The 19,371-nt window shown below is 59.6% G+C and carries 23 protein-coding genes; 7 read left to right on the top strand and 16 right to left on the bottom strand.

What is annotated here, in order from left to right; translation table 11 throughout:
* Window positions 1-179: 179 nt before the first annotated feature.
* Both AMM41_RS06405 and AMM41_RS21775 read left to right on the top strand, forming a co-directional pair.
* Window positions 180-986 carry a molybdate ABC transporter substrate-binding protein gene (locus tag AMM41_RS06405; protein ID WP_089954759.1) on the top strand — a complete coding sequence of 269 codons (807 nt, stop codon included), beginning with the start codon at window positions 180-182 and terminating at the stop codon, window positions 984-986.
* A 56-nt stretch (window positions 987-1,042) separates the two neighbouring features.
* Window positions 1,043-1,261, top strand: coding sequence for a hypothetical protein (locus AMM41_RS21775; RefSeq protein WP_158273205.1), 219 nt, complete (start codon window positions 1,043-1,045; stop codon window positions 1,259-1,261).
* Here AMM41_RS21775 and AMM41_RS06400 read toward each other — a convergent pair.
* Together AMM41_RS06400 and AMM41_RS06395 are read right to left on the bottom strand one after the other, a co-directional pair.
* A complete protein-coding gene (locus AMM41_RS06400; protein ID WP_089954755.1) occupies window positions 1,258-1,581 on the bottom strand; it encodes a helix-turn-helix domain-containing transcriptional regulator in 324 nt (107 codons plus the stop codon). The two genes, AMM41_RS21775 and AMM41_RS06400, sit on opposite strands and share 4 nt — an antisense overlap.
* Entirely contained in the window at window positions 1,578-1,931 is a 354-nt protein-coding gene (locus AMM41_RS06395) for a type II toxin-antitoxin system RelE/ParE family toxin (protein ID WP_089954752.1), read from the bottom strand. Before AMM41_RS06395 ends, AMM41_RS06400 begins: the two co-directional genes overlap by 4 nt.
* Window positions 1,932-2,121: 190 nt before the next feature.
* On the opposite strand from AMM41_RS06395, the gene AMM41_RS06390 reads away from it, so the two are divergent.
* Window positions 2,122-3,528 (top strand): Fic family protein, encoded by a 1,407-nt coding sequence (locus tag AMM41_RS06390; RefSeq protein WP_089954748.1) that lies wholly within the window; start codon window positions 2,122-2,124, stop codon window positions 3,526-3,528.
* A 322-nt stretch (window positions 3,529-3,850) separates the two neighbouring features.
* On the opposite strand, the gene AMM41_RS06385 is transcribed toward AMM41_RS06390, so the two are convergent.
* The 3 genes from AMM41_RS06385 to AMM41_RS06375 form a co-directional block, all read right to left on the bottom strand.
* The gene (locus AMM41_RS06385; protein WP_089954745.1) at window positions 3,851-4,903 is read right to left on the bottom strand and encodes a histone deacetylase family protein; all 1,053 of its coding nucleotides are present in this window, start codon (window positions 4,901-4,903) and stop codon (window positions 3,851-3,853) included.
* 77 nt (window positions 4,904-4,980) lie between these two features.
* The gene (gene yfcF / locus AMM41_RS06380; protein ID WP_089954742.1) at window positions 4,981-5,613 is read right to left on the bottom strand and encodes a glutathione transferase; all 633 of its coding nucleotides are present in this window, start codon (window positions 5,611-5,613) and stop codon (window positions 4,981-4,983) included.
* Between the two features lie 35 nt (window positions 5,614-5,648).
* Window positions 5,649-6,086, bottom strand: coding sequence for a GNAT family N-acetyltransferase (locus tag AMM41_RS06375; protein ID WP_089954738.1), 438 nt, complete (start codon window positions 6,084-6,086; stop codon window positions 5,649-5,651).
* Between the two features lie 443 nt (window positions 6,087-6,529).
* Here AMM41_RS06375 and AMM41_RS06370 point away from each other — a divergent pair, with 443 nt between their 5' ends.
* Window positions 6,530-6,850 (top strand): type II toxin-antitoxin system Phd/YefM family antitoxin, encoded by a 321-nt coding sequence (locus AMM41_RS06370; RefSeq protein WP_368664963.1) that lies wholly within the window; start codon window positions 6,530-6,532, stop codon window positions 6,848-6,850.
* Here the strand turns inward: AMM41_RS06370 and AMM41_RS06365 are convergent.
* The 10 genes from AMM41_RS06365 to AMM41_RS06320 all read right to left on the bottom strand — a co-directional run bounded on the left by AMM41_RS06365 (window position 6,807) and on the right by AMM41_RS06320 (window position 15,434).
* Entirely contained in the window at window positions 6,807-7,280 is a 474-nt protein-coding gene (locus tag AMM41_RS06365) for an OsmC family protein (RefSeq protein WP_089954729.1), read from the bottom strand. The genes AMM41_RS06370 and AMM41_RS06365 overlap by 44 nt on opposite strands.
* Before the next feature lie 66 nt (window positions 7,281-7,346).
* On the bottom strand, window positions 7,347-7,826 hold the full coding sequence (locus tag AMM41_RS06360) for a GNAT family N-acetyltransferase (RefSeq protein WP_368664962.1): 480 nt from the start codon (window positions 7,824-7,826) through the stop codon (window positions 7,347-7,349).
* 36 nt (window positions 7,827-7,862) lie between these two features.
* The gene (locus tag AMM41_RS06355; RefSeq protein WP_089954723.1) at window positions 7,863-8,705 is read right to left on the bottom strand and encodes an enoyl-CoA hydratase-related protein; all 843 of its coding nucleotides are present in this window, start codon (window positions 8,703-8,705) and stop codon (window positions 7,863-7,865) included.
* Window positions 8,706-8,787: 82 nt separating this feature from the next.
* Window positions 8,788-10,149: a HipA domain-containing protein gene (locus AMM41_RS06350; protein ID WP_089954720.1), complete on the bottom strand. Its 1,362-nt coding sequence runs from the start codon at window positions 10,147-10,149 to the stop codon at window positions 8,788-8,790.
* Window positions 10,150-10,159: 10 nt separating this feature from the next.
* On the bottom strand, window positions 10,160-10,450 hold the full coding sequence (locus tag AMM41_RS06345; protein ID WP_089954716.1) for a helix-turn-helix domain-containing protein: 291 nt from the start codon (window positions 10,448-10,450) through the stop codon (window positions 10,160-10,162).
* Between the two features lie 224 nt (window positions 10,451-10,674).
* A complete protein-coding gene (gene dinB / locus AMM41_RS06340; protein WP_228769123.1) occupies window positions 10,675-11,907 on the bottom strand; it encodes a DNA polymerase IV in 1,233 nt (410 codons plus the stop codon).
* 113 nt (window positions 11,908-12,020) lie between these two features.
* Window positions 12,021-13,175: an alpha-hydroxy acid oxidase gene (locus AMM41_RS06335; RefSeq protein ID WP_089954708.1), complete on the bottom strand. Its 1,155-nt coding sequence runs from the start codon at window positions 13,173-13,175 to the stop codon at window positions 12,021-12,023.
* A gap of 125 nt (window positions 13,176-13,300) precedes the next feature.
* A complete protein-coding gene (locus AMM41_RS06330; protein WP_089954703.1) occupies window positions 13,301-14,122 on the bottom strand; it encodes an NAD-dependent epimerase/dehydratase family protein in 822 nt (273 codons plus the stop codon).
* A gap of 8 nt (window positions 14,123-14,130) precedes the next feature.
* Window positions 14,131-14,895, bottom strand: a complete 765-nt coding sequence (locus tag AMM41_RS06325) for an HpcH/HpaI aldolase family protein (protein WP_089954700.1) — start codon at window positions 14,893-14,895, stop codon at window positions 14,131-14,133.
* A 35-nt stretch (window positions 14,896-14,930) separates the two neighbouring features.
* Window positions 14,931-15,434: a bacteriohemerythrin gene (locus tag AMM41_RS06320; RefSeq protein ID WP_089954694.1), complete on the bottom strand. Its 504-nt coding sequence runs from the start codon at window positions 15,432-15,434 to the stop codon at window positions 14,931-14,933.
* A gap of 192 nt (window positions 15,435-15,626) precedes the next feature.
* Here AMM41_RS06320 and AMM41_RS06315 point away from each other — a divergent pair, with 192 nt between their 5' ends.
* Window positions 15,627-16,649, top strand: coding sequence for a metal-dependent hydrolase (locus AMM41_RS06315; RefSeq protein ID WP_089954691.1), 1,023 nt, complete (start codon window positions 15,627-15,629; stop codon window positions 16,647-16,649).
* 139 nt (window positions 16,650-16,788) lie between these two features.
* On the opposite strand, the gene AMM41_RS06310 is transcribed toward AMM41_RS06315, so the two are convergent.
* A complete protein-coding gene (locus tag AMM41_RS06310; protein WP_089955293.1) occupies window positions 16,789-17,439 on the bottom strand; it encodes a glutathione S-transferase in 651 nt (216 codons plus the stop codon).
* A gap of 141 nt (window positions 17,440-17,580) precedes the next feature.
* Between AMM41_RS06310 and AMM41_RS06305 the strand changes: the two genes are divergently transcribed.
* Entirely contained in the window at window positions 17,581-18,477 is an 897-nt protein-coding gene (locus AMM41_RS06305) for a dienelactone hydrolase family protein (protein WP_228769122.1), read from the top strand.
* A gap of 68 nt (window positions 18,478-18,545) precedes the next feature.
* A complete protein-coding gene (locus AMM41_RS06300) occupies window positions 18,546-19,367 on the top strand; it encodes a ZIP family metal transporter (RefSeq protein WP_089955290.1) in 822 nt (273 codons plus the stop codon).
* The last annotated feature ends 4 nt before the right edge of the window (window positions 19,368-19,371 follow it).

Raw genomic sequence — 19,371 nt, 5'->3', positions numbered from 1 at the left:
ATAAAGTGAGTATGGATGTTAATGGAAAGTTCTCTATTTTTAAGATTGTTGGATCTATATGGATCACAAAACGGGCTATGCAAAGAATTTCCTACCGTGTCTTCACGTATGGCACAACCCTTGGGGCTGGTTAGCATCGGTCTCTTGCCCTTGTTACTGACCGAGCCCCCAACATCACCATGCGACTCATCACCCCTGCTTTGCTGGCAACAAGTTTGCTGACCGCCTGCGCCACGCCCCAAACGCCGTTGAGTGCTGACCCCATTGCCGTGGTCGCGGCGGGCAGTTTGCGTGAAGCGATGACCGACATTGCAAGAGCGCATGAAGCGCGTACCGGTCAAAAATTGACTTTGTCTTTTGCTGCCTCTGGCCTGCTTCGCGAGCGCATCGAAAAGGGGGAAGCGGCCCAGGTTTTTGCGTCGGCCGACATGGGCCATCCTCAAAGGCTGGCTGACGCTGGCAGTTGGAGCCCGCCCCGCGTGTTTGTGCGCAACCAGCTGTGTGCGCTCACCCAAGCCCATCTGAATTTGACGCCTGAGCGTTTACTGGGTGCCTTGCTCGATCCAGCCATCCGCCTGGGCACCAGCACGCCCAAGGCCGATCCGGCGGGTGACTATGCGTGGGCACTGTTTCGCAAAGCCGATGCGCTGAGCGCAGGCGCTTACGCCACGCTGGACCGCAAGGCTTTGCAGTTGACCGGCGGCCCCAGTTCGCCCAAACCCCCGGCAGGTCGCGGTGCCTACGCTTGGGTCATGGACCAGGGGCAAGCCGACATTTTTCTGACCTATTGCACCAATGCGGTGGCGGCACAACAAGAGGTACCGCGTTTGAAGATCGTGGCCGTGCCGCCGCAGTTGCAGGTCTCTGCGGGCTATGGCCTCACCGTGCGCCGTGGTGCCCACCCCGCTGCACAGGCCTTCGCCGACGCCCTGCTGGCACCCAGCGCACAGACCATCTTTGCACGCTATGGCTTTGGCAGCCCTTGATTTTTTGAGTGGGTGAGGTCAGTGGCTTACTGGCTTGGCTGACTTTGGAATGCCGAATGGTTTCATTCGTCGTCGAAGGGCAGGCCGCCTTGCAAAAAAGTACTTTTGCTGGTTGGCGTGGGAGCAGCCAAAAACACACCGTTGTGGGCATCGCCCATCAAAGAACGCCCCTGCAATGCCTGACCCAGCTGCTGGCCCAAGGCTGTACGTTGGAATGCGATCAAGCAATTACCCATTTTTATCTGGAAAAAGATAATTCATTTTTTTGGGTCTAAGCCAGCTCGACAACGCGAACATCGAAAGTCACTTTGAGCCAATTTCTGATGGCATCAAAAATAGCGGCCAGGTTGTCCATGCTGGGGTTGCCTTTGGGCGAAAGCATGCGGTGCAGGCTCTTGCTGGGTTTTTGGGTCAGTTCGGCCAAGCCTTCAAACCCCACCGTGGCGTTGACCAGATCGCGCAGGATCAATCGCGCCGAATCGGGCTCACCGCTCAGAAACAGCGTGGCCGCTTCGTCGAGCAATGCTTTGGCAAAAGCCGGATCACGTTGCACACGTTCAACCACGGTTTGCCTGAAATCACGCGTCAAGGTCATGTTGACTTTCCTTTTTTGTTGACAGCCAAGGCCTTCTTTCTGGCTTTGTATTCATCATGCAGGGCGACAGCCTGATCAATCGCCTTTTGCTGGTCTTTCTTGGTGCTGCCACCGAACAAAATGATCAAGGCATCACCTTCTTTGGCCAGATAGATCCGATACCCCGGACCCCAATCGATCTTGTATTCACCGATTCCCCTGAACCATTCCAAGTTGGAGGTGTGCCCCAATTCCAGACGGGCCTTGGCGACAGTGACTTTGGCCGCCGCTTGGGCATCCAATCCGTTGAACCACTTTTGGTAGGGGTTACCGCCATCCTCCCGGACGTATTCTTCGAGCCGGCGCTTCATGGCTCAATGGTAACACTTGTGTTACTTTTCTTGGTCATCATCTGTGCCTCCCTTTTTTTCCAGTCAGTGTAGGAAGCGTTGGGCGTGGTGACAAGCGTTGATTTTTTCGAGTCCAAGCAGACCAGAAATCCGCTAACAGCTTATGGCGTGATTTGCCAAATTGGCGCGATTATTTATAATCGCGCCAATCATGTCAGACTTCAATACCCAACTCTTGACCGTCATTCAGGCCCAGTCGGACGGCTTGTCGCTTGCAGAGGCCTCTGAAAAATGGCCCGATGTGCCGCGCCGCAGCATGCAAAGAGCTTTGGCAAAGTGGGTGGCGGAAGGTGAAATCGCGCCAGTTGGCAAGGCTCGTGCTACCCGTTATGTGGCTAATATTGAAATCGCGCCAAAAGTGGTGGTTCACGCTTTACCCACTTCGGTGGGTTTGTCCGAGTCATCCACTTGGCGGGCCGAAGAAGAACTCTCTAGCGGCCAGTGGCCGCTCTCGCCCGACAGCAAAGACATCCGCGCCTATCTGGCCCAGCCCTGGAGCACGCGCCAAGCCGTGGGTTACCAGTCTGAGTTTTTGCAGGCCTACCAGCCCAACGCCACGTTTTATCTGCCCCAGCCTGTGCGGGCGCAGTTGCACCGCATGGGCCGCACCGGGCCGGGGCCGCAACCGGCGGGCACTTATGGCCGTGCCGTGCTCGACCGTTTGTTGATCGATTTGTCTTGGGCGTCCAGCCACCTGGAGGGCAACACCTACACGCGCCTGGACACCCGCGCCCTGATCGCCCACGGTCAGCAGGCGCAAGGCCATGGCGTGACCGAGACGCAGATGATCCTGAACCACAAGGCTGCCATCGAGCTGCTCATGGACAACATGGACGCGCCGCAGTTCAGCCGCTACCTGCTGATGAACCTGCACAGCGCTTTGTCAGAAAACTTGCTCGAAAGACCCGAGGACGAAGGCCGCTTACGGTTGCATCCGGTGCAAATAGGCCAAAGCCCATACCAGCCGCCGTCGGGTCAGTCGCTGATTGGCACCTTGCTGGATGAAGCGCTGGCCAAATTCAACGCCATCGAAGACCCGTTTGAGCAGTCGTTTTTTGCCATGGTGCACTTGCCGTATTTGCAGCCCTTTGCCGACTGCAACAAGCGCACGTCGCGCCTTCTGGCCAACTGGCCGCTGCTGCAGGCGAACCTGTGCCCGCTCACGTTTTTGGGCGTGTCGCAGGACTGGTACACCGCCTCGGTGCTGGGCGTTTACGAGATGAGGCGCGTGGAGCTGCTGCGCGATTTGTTCATGTGGGCCTATGAGCGCTCGACCAAGGAATACCTCACTGCTAAGTCGAGCGTGGTGGAGCCCGATGTGCTGCGCCTGACTTACCGCGATGCCATTCGCCACATTGTCAAAGCCGTGGTGCAAAACCCGGAGCAAGACCCGCTGGCGCTGGTGGCCACCCAAGTGGCCCTGGCCGCACCCGGGCCAGATCGTGAAAATGTTCGGGCTTTGGTCATGCAAGAGCTGCGCCGTTTGCACGAAGGCGTGCTGGCCCGCTATGGCCTGCGCCCTGCAGAGATGGAGCGCTGGCGCAGCATTCAGGGGTGATTAGTCTTATTTTTAGGTCGGCACCTTCAGGTCCGACATGCGCAGGTTTGTCGGGGCTAAAGCCTCCGACCTACGAGAGACGCTCCCTGTAGGTCGGAGCTTCAGCTCCGACGTTTATTCGATTTGGCGCAAGTCCATGTCGGGGCTAAAGCCGCCGACCTACAAGAGACGCCCCCCGTAGGTCGGAGCTTCAGCTCCGACATCGATCCGATTTGGCGCAGGTCCATGTCGGGGCTGAAGCCGCCGACCTACAAGAGACGCTCCCCGTAGGTCGGAGCTTCAGCTCCGACGTGGCGCTGGTGAACCACTATGGCCAAGCCTGTCAGCCGCGCAAACCCTCCAGCACGTTCACCGTGTTCACGCCCACCTCGGCCACGGCATACCCGCCTTCAAACGTCAGCACCGTCGGCAAGCCCAGCTGCGCAATGGCTTGCCCCAGCTTCAGGTAATCGGCACTGCGCAATTTGAATCCCGAGATCGGATCGCCCTCAAACGTGTCCAGCCCCAGCGGCACCACCAGCGCTTGCGGGGCAAAGTCGCTCACCGCTTGCATGGCGGTTTGCAGCGTGGCCCACCAAACGTCAAACCCGGTGCCACGCGGCAGCGGCAGGTTCAGGTTGTAGCCCTCGCCAGCCCCCGCGCCGCGCTCATCCGCATGGCCCAAAAAGAACGGGTATTCGGTGCGCGGATCGCCGTGGATGGACGCGGTGAACACGTCGCTGCGCTCATAAAAAATGGTCTGCGTGCCGTTGCCGTGGTGGTAGTCCACATCCAGCACGGCCACGCGCTGCAGCCCACCGTCGCGCAGGGCTTGCGCGGCCACGGCGGCGTTGTTGATGAAGCAATAACCGCCCATGTAGTTGGGCCCCGCATGGTGGCCCGGCGGGCGGGTCAGGGCCAAGGCGAAGCGCTCGCCCGCCAGCACCGCTTGCGCGGCCGCCAATGCGCAGGCCGCGCCCTCGCGGGCGGCGGCCCAGCTGCCCGCCGTCAAAGGCGTGCCCGAGTCAAACGCAAACTGCCCCAGCCGCGCCGCAAAGTTGAGCGGCGGCACATCGGTGCGAAAGCCGTGTTTGGAGGCCAGCGGCCAGACCGAGGGCAGGGCGTCGCGCTCGGCATTGGTCGGGTCCAGCGCCACCCAGTCGTTCCACGCCCGAGCCAAAAAAGCCAAATAGTCCGGTGCATGTACGCGGGCCATGGCGGCGTTCACATCCGCCGCGGCATCGGGCGTCAGCAACTGCACCACAGGGCGGCGCTGCAGTTCATCGAGCACATATCGCAAACGGTCAGGCACTTCGTGGCAATCGACCAAGCGGCCCCGGAACATTTCCTGGCGGCCTGCGTGTTGGGCGTGGTGGGTGTTGTGGAAGATTTTCATGGTGATTGTGTTGCGGTTGACTTGATGAATGTATCGCCACAGGTCTTATCGATTGAAGTCAAGTGTTGCCCATGTCATCACAAAGGCGGTCGTGTTTGGTTGATCCAGAGCTGTATGGTGGGGCGAAGCCACTGTCGCTGGGCATAAGCGATCAGTCTTTCTGGAACCGAATCACCATTCATGATGAGCCGATTGAGCATGACCGCAAGGTCTACATCCGCAATGCACCATTGGCCGCACAGGTTTTCGGAGTCGTCAACAAGCAAGGACTCTGCAGCTGAGAAGAGCTTTTGCGCCGATTCTTGTGCGGCAGAGGAAAGCGGTGGCATCTTTGGACCGTAAAAAACAACCTCGGTAGACCTTTCTTGTCTGATGGGCATCAGATCGCTGCGAAGCCAAGCCTGAACTTGGCGTGCTTTGGCTTTGCCGCGTGGGTCAACGGGATACAGCGGTGGCCCTGGAAACAATGTGTCGATGTACTCGGTGATGGCTGACGACTCCGAAAGAGAGAAGTCGCCGTGAACCAAGGTGGGCACTCGGCGTGTGATGGACATGCTGGCGAAGTCGTCAGCGTGATTCTCTTTCGCGGCGAGGTCTACGGTCGAGACTTCAAATGACAAGCCTTTTTCATGAAGCGCGACGAATGCAGACATCGCGTACGGACTTGCGAATTGCGCATCAACATAAAGGCGTAGGGTGGCGTGTTCCATAAGGCTCCTGCTGCGGTGGGTGTTGTGGATGATTTCTATGGGCTGATGTTTGGCGTGTGATACACATCAGGTTTGTGCAGCTCCATGAAACGGGGTGGAGCGGCCAGTGGTGTAAACCCAAATTTGGCATAGAGACCATGTGCATCGCGTGTGGCGAGCAGCATACGCCTGAGTCCTTGAACATCAGGATGATCAAACAAGGCATTGAGCATCCGGTAAGACAGGCCTTGTCCGCGATACGCAGGAAGAACATACACATCAGCCAGGTACGCAAAAGTTGCACGATCTGTCACAAGGCGTGCAAAGCCTACTTGTTGTTGATCGGCCAGTGCCCCGATGCACAAGGAGCCTTCAATGGCCTTGCGCACAACCTCGTGAGGAATGCCAACGCACCAGTAAGCCTCGGTGAGAAACGCATGAATGGCATCCACGTCAAAACGTGATTGATCAAATGTGATGGTGAATTCGTTCATGTCAGTCCTCCAATTTTTGTGATTTATCGTTCGCTACATAAACCCTAAGGGAAAGTCGATACACCCAAATTTTCAAAACCCTTTGCACGCCGTTGGCTGCGCTGAGAAGGACGGAAGAACCTTGTCTTTGAACAACCTCCCCAGGTCAAGCCATTTGTCGCTTGTACCCTTCAGGCAGCTGTCGATGCAAACGCGGTACGAAGCCAAAGGACCCCCTGAAACGAAAAAACCGGCTTTTGCCGGCTTTTCCCCCCGTGCTCCAGATGGTCATGCCACGCTAAGAGCTCGGATTAGTTGTTCAAGAAATTATGGTGTAATTTTTGATGATTTTTTCTCAAACGCAATCATCTTGAAAATTTTTTCGCATTATTTTTGGCTACGATGCCCAAGGATAGGACGGTGGCATTCGGGATGACAAACAATGAAGTCACCTGGCAATTGAGATGACCAGTTCAGGGCTAGCAATGCGCACATGGCCAGTAAAAGACGCGGAAGTCCGGTTCAGTGAATTGTTGGATGCATGCCTGTCCGAAGGGCCCCAAATGGTCACGCGGCATGGCATTGGGGTCGCTGTTTTGGTGCCGTTGCTGCAGTGGCGACGGTTGCAATCTGCAGCACGCCCTTCGTTGAAAGAACTGCTGCTCTCAGACCAAGCACGAACCGACATGCTCGTCCCGCGACGCGGACAAGTCAAAAAAATGGCTCAGAAGCCAGCGGAATTCAGTGAGCCACTTGCCTTGGCTCGCAACGCACGTCTGTCTTGACAGAGTTAGCGATGAAGCATTCGTCGTGCGCCAAGTGGTGCATCTCTTGCAGCTGAGCCTGGGTCGGTAGTTTGTCCCCAGAAAATTTGACCTCAGGGCGGAGCGTGACGGTGGTCATCATGAGCTTGCCTTCTGGGTTTTTGCCCATCACGCCCTCTGCTGCGTCATGGTAGGTGTCGACCACAAAACCATGTTTGACTGCAAAGGATAAAAACCAAAGCATGTGGCAGCTGGACAGTGACGCGACGAAGGCCTCTTCGGGGTCTACCGCATCGACCACGGAATAGGGCAGTGGAACAACGTGAGGGGATGAAGACCCCGCAATCTCAATGCCGCTGTCGAAGCGCAGGATGTGTTGGCGGCTGTAGCGGTTGTCGGTGAACTTTTGATCAGACCGAGCCCAAAGAATTTCGGCGGTGTAGATGGCCATGTGGTTTGTCGCTTCCCTGTGCGTGATTTTTTTCAGAGCTTTAACGCAGGCGTGCGTGACCTGAAGTCAAGCTGCCGTATGACTTTGGAGGTCCATGGTCATGAAGACGCTATGGGGGTCGAGTTGGTAGTCGCCAAAGGGGCCACAGGGCCGGAATCCGGCGCTTTTATACAGTTGGTGCGCTGGCGCAAACGTACTGGCTGGCCCGGTTTCCAGGCTCAGTCGTTGGTAGCCACGCACGATGGCTTCGCTGATGATGTGATTCAGAATGGCACGACCCGCGCCCCGACGTCGCTGGACCGTTGGGGTTCGCATGGATTTGATCTCGCCATGATCAAGGGACAGTTCCTTGAGGGCACCACATCCCAAAAGCAGATCGCCATCGCGAGCGGTCCAGAAGGTGATTTCGGGACGTTTGAGTTGGGCCACATCGAGTGCATGCACGCTTTCAGGCGGTGAAAGTTCATGCATGTGCCGCAAGTGCTCGTCGAGCAGCGCATACACATCTGGCCGAGCGGGATCGTCGGGTGCAATGGTCATTGACATGGCGTGTGGTGTTTTTGTGTGGTGGCCCAACTCGCCTCAGCCAAATTCCCGAAACCCCTTGAGCGCTGGCAGCGGCGCGAAGTTGGCCTCGCGTTTTTGTTGCATGGCGCTGATGGCTTCGCGCACGTTGGCGTTGCTCCAGATCGCGCCTTGCAGCCAGCCCATGTGGCGCAGACTGTCTTCGGTGCTGTGGTCGCGGGCGTAGTGCAGCACTTGCTTGGTGCCCCAGATGGCCACGGGTGGTTTGCTGGCGATTTCTTTGGCCGCTTGCAGGGCGGCGGCCACGGTGGCTTCGTGGGTGGGCAGCACCTCGTTCACCAGGCCGTGGGCGAGCGCCTTGTCGGCACTCAGGCGGCGACCCGTGTAGGCCAGTTCTTTGACCAGCGCCATGGGCAGCAGCTTGGGCAGGCGTTGCAAGGTGCCCACGTCGGCCACCATGCCGATGTTGATTTCCTGGATGCAGAAAAACGCGTCGGCTGAGGCATAACGCATGCAGCAGGCGGTCACCATGTCCACCGCGCCGCCAATGCAGCCGCCGTGGATGGCGGCAATGACCGGGATGCGCAGTTCTTCAAGCAGGGTGAAGGTGTGCTGCATGTCGGTCAGCAGGTCGTACACGGCCGAGCGGCCTTCGGCGCTGGTGTCGTCCATCTGAATGGCGCTGCCAAAGGTCTGCAGGTCCATGCCCGCGCTGAAGTGTTTGCCCGTGCTGGAGATCACCAGCGCCCGGGCGGTGCCCGCCTTGTGGATGTTGGTCAGCACCTCGTGCAGCTCGCGCCAAAAGGTCGGGTGCATGGTGTTCATCGCCTCGGGGCGGTTCATCACCAGGTGGGCGACGTGGCCTTCAGTCGTTAGGGAAAAGCAGTTGAGTTTGTTCATATGTGGTCTCCTGTTTTTGCAATGTAGCCGTTGCGGAAGGTCGGCTGTGTCTCGGTTTTGACCTGTCGGTGGGTTGTCGCATTCACAGATACTCGGCCTTGATGCGGGCAGCGTCTTCGACAAGCTGTGTCAGCCGTTTGGCCTGTTTGGCCACAAAGCTGGCGATGTCTTGGGCAAAGGCTCGTTCGTCTTGTTCGTAATCCGCTGCTTGGGCTTGTGCCATGGCTGCGGGTTCGGCCAGTTTGGCCAGGCGCTGACCTTCTCGGCGCAGCAGTTTGCGGTCGATGCCGCAGCGGGTGGCGAAGTCGGCCAGGGCGAAGGGGCTCACAGCTTCGTGCTCGAAAACATCGCCCCAGGCCATAGCCAGTTCGGTGTCAAAGCCGTCGTACTGCACCACGCTCACCAGGTCGTACCAAGGCGTCGGCTCCAGCAGTCCGCCAGGGCGCACGAAAAACGAAAAGTTCTTGCCATGTGCATCGCTGTTGCCAATGAGAAACTGAAACAGTGCCCAGCGCAGCATCGCCAGCCGCGTGCTGGCCTTGTTGCCGCTCAGTTCGGCGCAGGCGAATAGCTTTTCGTGGCTCAGGCCATCGCGGATGTGCCGCACTTCGGCAGCGTTGCCCAGGTTGCGTTCGTATTTGTAGCTCACCGGCAAGTCGCAGGCTTGGCAGGCGTCGATGATGTGCAGGCGCTGGACCTGCACCGGATCGCCAGAGCCCAGAATCGCCCGGTCAAAACGGCGCACCACCAGCACGGGGCGTGGTGTGCGCAACAAGGTCACCTCAGCCACCGGCAGGCCCATGCGTCGGGCCAGTGACATGCAAAAGTGCTCGTTGACGGCCAGGTGCGGTGTCTTGGGGTTGCCTGTGTCGGGTTTGAGGATGTGTGTGGAGGCCAGGCGCTGCCCATCCACCAGCCACAGCCGCCCCCCTTCGGCCAGCGGTGTGTCGATGAAAACCACCAGCTTGTCTTGCAAGCCTGCGACCGACATGCGTACTTGGCCGTCCCACACGGTCAGCGGCAGCTGCTCGCGCTGGGCGATCCGCTCTGCCAGTTCGCTCAGGGGTATTTCGCGCTGCATGGGCGCATCGGCGGGTGCGGCCGTGGCATCACCTGTGAATTGCAAGGCGCCTGCCGTCTCGGCACCGAGCGCCCGGATGAGTCCAAAGACATTGCTTGGGGTCAGGCCCTTGTAGACGACCGCCACGTCCAGTGCCCGGCCTTCTGGGAGCAGGTGTTCGATGAAGCGCTTGATCGTGGCAGAGCCGTACCCATCGTGTGCGCTTTTTGCGCTGGCCAAGGGCAGCGCGGGAGACAACGGAAAAGCTTGGGGGTTGGCGAGCCAGGGCGGTGCATAGCGCAAGCGCCACTGGTCATCGCGGCCTTCGTGCTCGATGACAGCAATGGGTGTTTGGTCGGTCCAGACATGCAGCGCGTCGGTCATGGCAGTGCTTTCATGCCTTGGGCGAGCCGCCGCCTTGGGTGCTGGCTTCGCGCGCCCAAGGGTGTTCTTTGGGCAAGACCATCAGCGCCAGGCCCAAGCCGTCGAGCACAGCCATGGCTTTGTCCAGTTGCACTGTGCCTTGACCGTTTTCGAGCCGGGACATGAGGTCCACCGACACGCCCAGCAGCCCGGCCGCGTCGTCGATGCGCAGCGATTGGGATTTGCGCCGCTCGCGCACGATGGGGCCGAGTGCGTTGGCTGTCGTCAAAACTGTGGCTTGTCGGGTGGGCTGATCATCCATGTGGAACTTTCGGTTGAGAGGCATCCGGGGGCATGGTTTGGGGTTGGTATTTCTTACAATCCGAAACTATCGGGTTTTGCTTCCGTCGTCAACAAATATTTCGGTATTTCAGAAATTTACATCTTGGTATGCGTGGCCAGGAACTTATTTCAGTTATTCCGAAATGAAAAGTGTCATCTTCCGGGACAGTTCTGGACCCAAACCGCAGACCAGCGGCATGCCTCTCAGTCGTCTGTGAACAGAAGCTGCGTTTGCCATTCATGACCCGGCTCTTCGGCCTTCATGGGGTGACTCACCAAATCAGGCGCTGTCCCCGCCTTGACCAGCGAGCCCACCCGCACACCCAGCAACCGAATGCGGCGCGACAGGTCCACGCGTTTGAGGCACTGGCCGGCCACTTGCCGGATGCGTTTGGCGTCTGCGGTGTATTCCGTCAGGCTTTGGTCGCGGGTGACGGCCTGGAAGTTGTCGTACCGCAGCTTGATGCCGATGGTTTTGCCTTCGTAGCCTTTGCGCTGCAAATCGGCGGCCACTTGTTCGCACAGCCGGGTGAAGACGGCCCCCAACTCGGCGCGGTCGCGCACGGCGTGCAGGTCGCGCTCAAAGGTGGTTTCGCGGCTCATGCTGACGGGTTCGCTCTCGGTCTCGACCGGGCGGTCGTCGCGGCCCCAAGCGGCTTCGTGCAGCCAAGCACCGTAGCTTTTGCCAAAGTTTTCAATCAGCCAGTGCTGTTCGCGTGCAGCCAGGTCGCCGATGGTGTGGATGCCAAAGGCCTTGAGTTTTTCATCGGCCTTGGGGCCAACGCCGTTGATCTTGCGGCAGGCCAGTGGCCAGATGTGGGTCTGTAGGTCGGCTTCGTGCACGACTGAGATGCCGTTGGGTTTGTTGAACTCGCTGGCCATCTTGGCGATCAGCTTGTTGGGGGCCACGCCCACCGAGCAGGTCAGGCCCGTGGCCTCAAAAATGCTTTTCTGGATCAGCCGCGCCAGCACGCGTCCGCCTTCACGCTGGCCGCCGGGCACGTCGGTGAAGTCGATGTAGACCTCGTCCACGCCCCGGTCCTGCATGACGGGCGCGATGTCGGTAATGATGCTTTTGAAGGTGCGTGAGAAGTAGCGGTAGCGGTCAAAGTCCACAGGCAGCAGGATCGCCTGCGGGCAGAGCTTGGCGGCTTTCATCAAGCCCATGGCCGAGCCCACGCCAAACTGCCTGGCCGCATAGGTGGCGGTGGTGATGACGCCGCGACCGGTGTAGCCATTCAAGCGAGGGAAGAAGTCGACCGGGATGCGGTCCAGCCGTTCGGCAAAAGTCTCTTCGGTCCATTCACCGTCGGGGTAGGCCGTTTGCAGCTTGCCCAGTAAATCATCTTCTTTGCGGCGGCCGCCGCCAATGACCACGGGCAGGCCCTTGAGCTGCGGGTAGCGTAGCAACTCGCAGGACGCGTAAAACGCGTCCATGTCGAGGTGGGCGATGCGCCTAGGCAGAGGGGTTGAAGGTGCAGTTTCAGTCACCCTTGGAGCATAGCGCCAGCGCTGGGCCTCTCATGTGGCGGGAGGTGCCCAGCGAGGTTTTATGCGGTCGGAAAAGTGCCCGGCAGCAAGATGTTGGTGTTGACGTTCTGGATGTCGGTGTGACCGCAAAAGGCCATCGTCACGTCCAACTCTTTGTGGATGATTTGCAGTGCTTTGGTCACGCCTTCTTCGCCCATGGCGCCCAGGCCATAGACCATGGCGCGGCCGATCATCACGCCCTTGGCACCCAGCGCCCAGGCTTTGAGCACGTCTTGGCCGCTGCGGATGCCTCCGTCCATCCAGACTTCGATTTGGTCGCCCACAGCCGCCACGATGGCTGGCAAGGCTTCGATGGAGCTGGGTGCGCCGTCGAGTTGGCGACCACCGTGGTTGCTCACAACTATCGCGTCGGCACCGCTGGCCACGGCCAACTTGGCGTCTTCCACGTCCATGATGCCCTTCAAGATCAGCTTGCCGCCCCATTGCTTTTTGACCCAGGCGATGTCTTCCCAGTTGAGCGTTGGGTCAAACTGTTCGTTGGTCCACGAGGCCAGCGACTTCATGTTGGTCACAGCTTTGACGTGTCCCACCAGGTTGCCAAAGGTGTGGCGTTTGGTGCCGGCCATCCCTAAGCACCAGCGCGGCTTGGTCATCAGGTTGATGATGTTGGCGATGGTGGGGCGGGGGGGCGCGGTCAGGCCGTTTTTCAGGTCTTTGTGGCGCTGGCCAATCACCTGCAAGTCGAGTGTGAGCACCATGGCGCTCACATTGGCGGCTTTGCAGCGGTCGATCATGCGGGCCATGGCCTCGCGGTCGCGCATCATGTACAGCTGAAACCAGAACGGCGCTTGCGTGTGGGCCGCGATGTCTTCGATGGAGCAGATGCTCATGGTCGACAACGTGAAGGGGATGCCGAACTTCTTGGCGGCCATGGCGGCGTGCATTTCGCCGTCGGCGTGCTGCATGCCCGTGAGGCCCACGGGGGCAATACAAACGGGCATTTTGGTGTCGATGCCGACCATTTGGGTGGCCGTGGTGCGGTTTTCCATGTTCACCGCCACGCGCTGGCGCAGCTTGATCTTGTGGAAATCTGTCTCGTTGGCGCGGTAGGTGCCCTCGGTCCAGGAGCCGCTGTCGGCGTAGTCGTAGAACATGCGCGGCACGCGCTTTTCGGCCAGAACGCGCAGGTCTTCGATGTTGGTGATCACGGGCATGGGTTGTCTCCAGAGGGTTGGATGCGTAAGTCAGTGGCACCTATCGTATCGGCTGGCCGCACTGCAGGCTGTGAAACTTGGGACAGTGCGTTTGAAATTAATTTCTGAGCCCTCCGGCAGGGGATTCAGCCGTGCGGAGCAACCTTGACAAAGCCGCCGCCTTGAAAAATAGCTGCAGGGTCTTGGGTGTCGATGCTGGGCTGGCGGGCCTCGACGGCGTTCCTGAAAACGTCGGAGGAGTCGAGCGGTCGGTAACCAAGGTGCCTGGCGTGCGTGTTGTCCCACCAGGTGGTCTGGTTGTCCGACATGCCGTAGACGATGCTGTGGCCCACGATGGGCGCAGTGAGCGCGGCCACCACCAGGCGCTCCAAGTCGTCATGACTCAGCCAGGTGGCCAGCATGCGGCGGTCTTTGGGCTCGGGGGTGGAAGAGCCAATGCGGATGCTCACCGTCTCGATGCCCCAGCGGTCCCAGTACATCTGCGCCACGTCTTCGCCAAAGGCTTTGGACAGGCCATAAAACCCATCGGGCTTGGGGGGCATGCGGGTGTTGACGACTTCGTCTTGGCGGTAAAACCCCGTGACATGGTTGGAGCTGGCAAACACGATGCGTTTAACGCCCTTCAGGCGTGCCGCTTCATACAAATTGACCATGCCCGAAATATTGCCAGCCAAGATGGCGTCCCAGGGCTGTTCGGTGGACACACCACCCAAATGCACAACAGCGCTCACCTCGGTCAGCAAGGCCAGCACCTGGTCCTTGTCTTCCAGTGCCGTGATTTGCACCTCTTCGCCTTGGGTGGCAGGGCTCAGGTCGGCGCGGTCGCTCAGGCGCAGCACCTCGCAGTAGGCTTTGAGGCGCGGGCGCAGCTCGCGCCCCAGATAACCGGCGGCACCTGTGAGCAACAAGCGGTGAAAGCGCAGAGGCGACGCAGGCGTGGTCAACATGGCTGTGCTCAAGCCTTGAAGCGACTGGCCAAGGCGGTGGCGCTGTCGCGCAGCACGTTCTGGTCGGCACCCACGGCCACAAACAGGCAGCCTTGTTCGACATAGTGTTTGGCCAGGGCTTCGTCGCCGGTCAAGATGCCGGCCGCTTTGCCGCAGGCCTTGATGCGTGCGATGGATTCGTCAATGACCTGGAGCACCTCGGGGTGCTTGGGGTTGCCCAAGTGGCCCAGGGCCGCCGACAAATCGCCAGGGCCGATGAACACGCCGTCCACACCGTCGACGTTGGCGATGGCTTCCAGGTTGTCCAGCCCTTGCAGGGTCTCCACCTGCAGCAACACGCAAATTTCTTCGCTGCTGTGGTGGGCGTAGCCCTTGATGCGGCCATAGTGGCTGGCCCGGGGTGCACCCGCATAACCGCGCACGCCGTGGGGTGGGTAGCGGGTGTAGGACACGGCCTGGAGGGCTTCTTCTTCGGTTTGGATGTAGGGCACCAACAGGGTTTGTACGCCCACATCGAGCAAACGCTTGAAGGTCACCATGTCGTTCCACGGTGGGCGCACGATGGGCGTGGTGGGGCTGCCCTTCATGGCTTGCAACTGCGCCAAAATTTCGCTCAGGTCGTTGGGCGAATGCTCCATGTCCAGCAGCAGCCAGTCAAAACCGCAGTGCGCCAGAATTTCGGTGCTGATGTTGCTGCACAGGTGCGACCACAGGCCAATTTGCTTTTGGCCGGACTGGATGGCGTGTTTGAAATGGTTGATGGGCATGTCCATGGGGCTTGTCTCCGTGTTTGGCTTTGAGCGGTCAATCAGCTGCAGCTGACGCTGCCGCAACCTGACATGGTCACGTTTTTGATCGACGAGGGGTCGGTCAGGGTTTCGGTCACACTGTCAAAACCCACTGACTTGAGGTGCGCGGCCAGGCCCGCGTCCATGCTGTTGGCGTGACCCGGAAACCACTCGGCCAGCGCTTCGGCCATGCGGGTGATGATGGTGGGGTCGCTGTCCAGGTAATGGGCTTCGACCACGCGCATGGTCTCCAAAATGGTGGCGTGGTGCTCGGCGTGGCAGTTGTCGGCCGAAAACCCGGTGGCCAGCATCCAGCGCTCTTCTTGTGCGAAGTGCTCAACCGTGTGGTTCAAAAACGCCTTGTAAACCGGCAGCTGCTGGTCTTCGGGGGTGGCCAAAATCTGGTTGATCATGTCCACAAACTCCTGGTGCGTCTCGTCCATGCGGGCGTCGCCGGTGTAGAGCGAATCGGTCCAGGGCATGAGCGTGGGGCGTGTGGCGATTTCAGTGGCGGTGTGGGACATGGCTGAACAGTTGAAAAAGTGGATCAATCAGGCGGCTAATGGGCCAGCGCTTGATTATCACGCCACATCAGCAGCCCCCACAGGGCAGGGGCCAAGTCAAGACGGTGGCCCTGCGCCGCCAGAGGGTGCGCAGGTGCATGGGGCATTGAAATGCCGTTAATCTCAGGGTTTTTTTAGCGCTGAGTCAAAACCATGGATTCCGTCACACAAATACTGCTGGGGGCCTCTGTGGGTGTGGCCGTCATGGGGCGGCGCACGGCGCTTTGGAAGTCTGCACTGTGGGGCGGCGTGGCGGGTCTGTTGCCCGATTTGGATGTGTTGATCAACCACGGTGACCCGATCCTCAACATGATCCGACACCGTGCTGAAAGCCACGCCTTGCTGTTGCTGGCCTTGTGGGCCTTTCCCATGGCTTGGGCGGTTTGCCGCATCCACCGCCAGCCACAGTTGTATGGGCGATGGTGGTGGGCCATCATGCTGGCGCTGGTCACACACCCTTTGTTGGACCTGATGACCATTTATGGCACCCAGGTTTTTCAGCCATTCACCGATGAAGCCTATGGCCTGGGCAGCATATTCATTGTGGACCCTGTCTATTCATTGCCTTTGCTGTGGGGGGTGGTGGCGGCTTTGCGCATCAAGACGGTGGGGCGAGCTTTGGCCATCAATGGCTGGGCCTTGGCTTTCAGCACGGCCTATTTGGTCTGGAGTGCACTGGGGCAAGCTGGGGTCGCACAACATGCCCGCCAGTCCTTGCAGGCACTGAATTTGCCCAGCGAGTCCCTGCTCGTGACACCCACACCTTTGAACACGCTGCTGTGGCGTGTGGTGGCCTTGGACGGTGATCAGTTTCATGAAGGTTTTTATTCATGGCTGGATGGCGATCGCGCCATCCGATTTGTGACCTACCCACGCGGTGGCGCTTTGGCTGCGCAAAACGCGGATCACCCGCAAATTCAGCGTTTGGCCAGGTTCACCGATGGGTTTTTCAAGGTCCACACCCAGGGCGATCGCTTGGTGGTGACCGATTTGCGAATGGGACAAGAGCCCGATTACGTTTTCGCATTCGACATTGGAGCGCCCTTGCAAAGTGGCCAAACCCCACCCCAGTCCGAGTCATTGAGCCGCCGCATGCGTGTGGCTGAGGGACTGACATGGCTGGGCCAGCGCATGTTGGGGCGCGACCTTCCTGCGCCAGGCACGGTCAACAACTGAGCCCAAAACTGCTTTGCATCGCCTTGCCTGTTTTTTGCGCACGGTGTGGCAGGGCGCATGGCATCAGGGTTTGCACGGATTCCCCTGCGTTTGTCCACAGCTTCATGCACAGAAGAAAGGGACAACTTGAGCAAGCCTGTCAGGCCACTTCCCTTGGCCCATAGGGCGGGTACTTGACCATGATGGCTGCAAAGAGCGCTGAACTTTCAAAAGCCGCCAGCCATGGCCTCAACGCGTGCCAAGGCTGCGCTGCAAACCAGGCCGGGTCGGTGTGGGCGTATTGACGCACAAAGGGCGCGATGGCGGCGTCAGCCAAGCTCCAGCGATCGCCGGCCAAAAAAAGCTGATGGCCAAGGCGTGCATCCAGTGTTTGCAGCCAAAGTGCCGCTTCATCGCGGTCGGCTGCACCGCTTTCCAGGCCTGATCGATTCGGGTATTTGTAGCGGTCCAGTTGTCGTTTGAAGGGGCCGTCGTTGTGTGCGATCAGGGTCCGGGCATCGGCCATGGCCTCATCCGAGGCGGGCAGCCAGCTCAGCGGATCGCGTTGGCCCAGCGCCCACAGCATGATGTCCAGGCTTTCTTCGAGCACCTTTTCGCCTGCCGTGCCGCGCAGCCACAAAACCGGCACGGTGCCTTTGGGTGACAGGGCCAGCATGTGGACAGGCTTGTTTTTCAGCACCACTTCACGGTGTTCATGCGCCAAGCCGCTGGCGTGCAGGGCCAGCCGGGCTCGCATGGCGTAGGGGCAGCGGCGAAACGAATACAGGACAGGCAGGGCAGTGTCAGACATGGGGGCAGTGTAAATGTCTGACGCCATTGCTTTTTGTGCGCCATGGCGGCCCATCGCTGCCTTCCGAGTGGGTCTTGTGCAATCGCTCAGCGACTGTGCCAAGATAAGCCCCTTTTTATGGCTCGAATGAGGAGACATCCCTTGAACAACAACCTGATTGAAGACACACAAGCCTTGCTGGGCGGACACTTGGGAGACGCCGTGGCCACTCGCCGCACGGCTTTGAAAGCGGCTTTGGGCGTGGGCTATGCCGCCGCTGCCGTACCGATCATGGCGCAAACAGCCATCAAAACCCCTGTCACGGGCCTGGTTTCGGGCGAAGTGACCATCGAGGTGAATGGGTTCAAGATGCCCGCCTACCGCAGTGCGCCTGCGGGCAAGACCGGTTTGCCGGTGGTGTTGGTGATCTCCGAAATTTTTGGGGTTCACGAGTACATTGCCGACGTCACGCGCCGCTTGGCCCAAGCCGGTTACTTGGCCATTGCGCCTGAGTTGTTTGTGCGCCAGGGCGACCCCAATGAATATGGCGAAATCGCCAAGCTGCAAGCCGAAATCATCTCCAAAGTGCCCGACGCGCAGGTCATGGGCGACCTGGACGCCTGTGTGGCCTGGGCAGCGGCCAACGGGGGCAACACCGACAAACTGGCCATCACGGGCTTTTGTTGGGGCGGTCGCATCACCTGGCTGTATGCGGCGCACCAGCCCAAACTGAAGGCGGGTGTGGCCTGGTATGGCCGCCTGGTGGGCAATGCCACGGCGCAAACGCCTGCTCACCCGCTGGCGTTGGTGGGCAGCCTGAAGGCCCCGGTGTTGGGCTTGTATGGCGCAGCCGACACGGGCATCCCCCTTGACACGGTGGATAAGATGAAATCGGAACTGGCTCAGGGGCCCGCAGCGGCCAAAGCCAGTGAGTTTGTGGTTTATCCTGAGGCTCCGCACGCTTTTCATGCCGACTACCGGGGCAGCTACCGCAAAGGACCCGCTGAAGACGGCTGGCAGCGTTTGCTGGCCTGGCTCAAACGCCATGGCGTGGCCTGATTTTTTGAACGCAGAGACCGCCCTTCGGGGCGGTTTCTAATGGGGTGCAGGGCACCTCGGGAAACATGATGACTTTATTGGCAATTTTGTTGGGCACTTTGGTGGCGGGCATTGGCAGCGTCTGGGTGGCGGCTTGGCTCAGTTTTGGCATTTTGAGCCGCTACACCCAGCACATGCTGAGCCTGGCCGCAGGGGCCTTGATGGCCACCGCGTTTTTGCACCTCTTGCCCGAGGCCTTCGAGAGTGAGGCTGGGGCGCACGAGCTGTTTTTGACCTTGTTGGTGGGCTTGGTCTTTTTCTTTTTGCTCGACAAGGCCGAACTTTGGCACCACGGACATGAACATGGCCACGACCATGGACACGGTCATGGGCACGACCATGTGCATCACGCCGACCATGCCCATGCGCACAGCGCTCATGCCGACCAAGAGCCGCTTCGCGGGCAGTGGGCGGTGTTGGCAGGCGACAGCGTGCATTGTTTTGGTGACGGTATCCTGATCGCCTCGGCCTTCATTGCCGACATGCGTTTGGGCGTGATTGCCGCGCTGGCCGTGCTGGCCCACGAAATTCCTCACCACATGGGCGATTTGGCCGTGTTGCGCCAAGGCAGCAGCAGCCGCCAAGCGGCCATCCTCAAGGTCTCAATGGCCGGCGCCATCACCGCTTTGGGCGGTGCCGTGGGCTATGTGTTGGTCGATGCCCTGCACGACTGGCTGCCGTATTTTCTGGTGGTGGCCAGCAGCAGTTTTGTTTATGTGGCTTTGGCCGACCTGATCCCCCAACTGCAAAAACGCCTGTCTGCTCGCGAGACGGCCGCCCAGATCATTTGGCTGGGCTTGGGCATTGGCATGGTGGTGCTGGTCAGTGCTTTAGCGGGGCATCAGCACTGACTGG

The sequence above is a fragment of the Limnohabitans sp. 2KL-3 genome, assembly GCF_001269405.1.
GTDB lineage: Bacteria > Pseudomonadota > Gammaproteobacteria > Burkholderiales > Burkholderiaceae_C > Limnohabitans_A.
The sequence above is the reverse complement of the archived record's forward strand: the minus strand, read 5'-3'. Positions and strand labels throughout refer to the sequence as shown.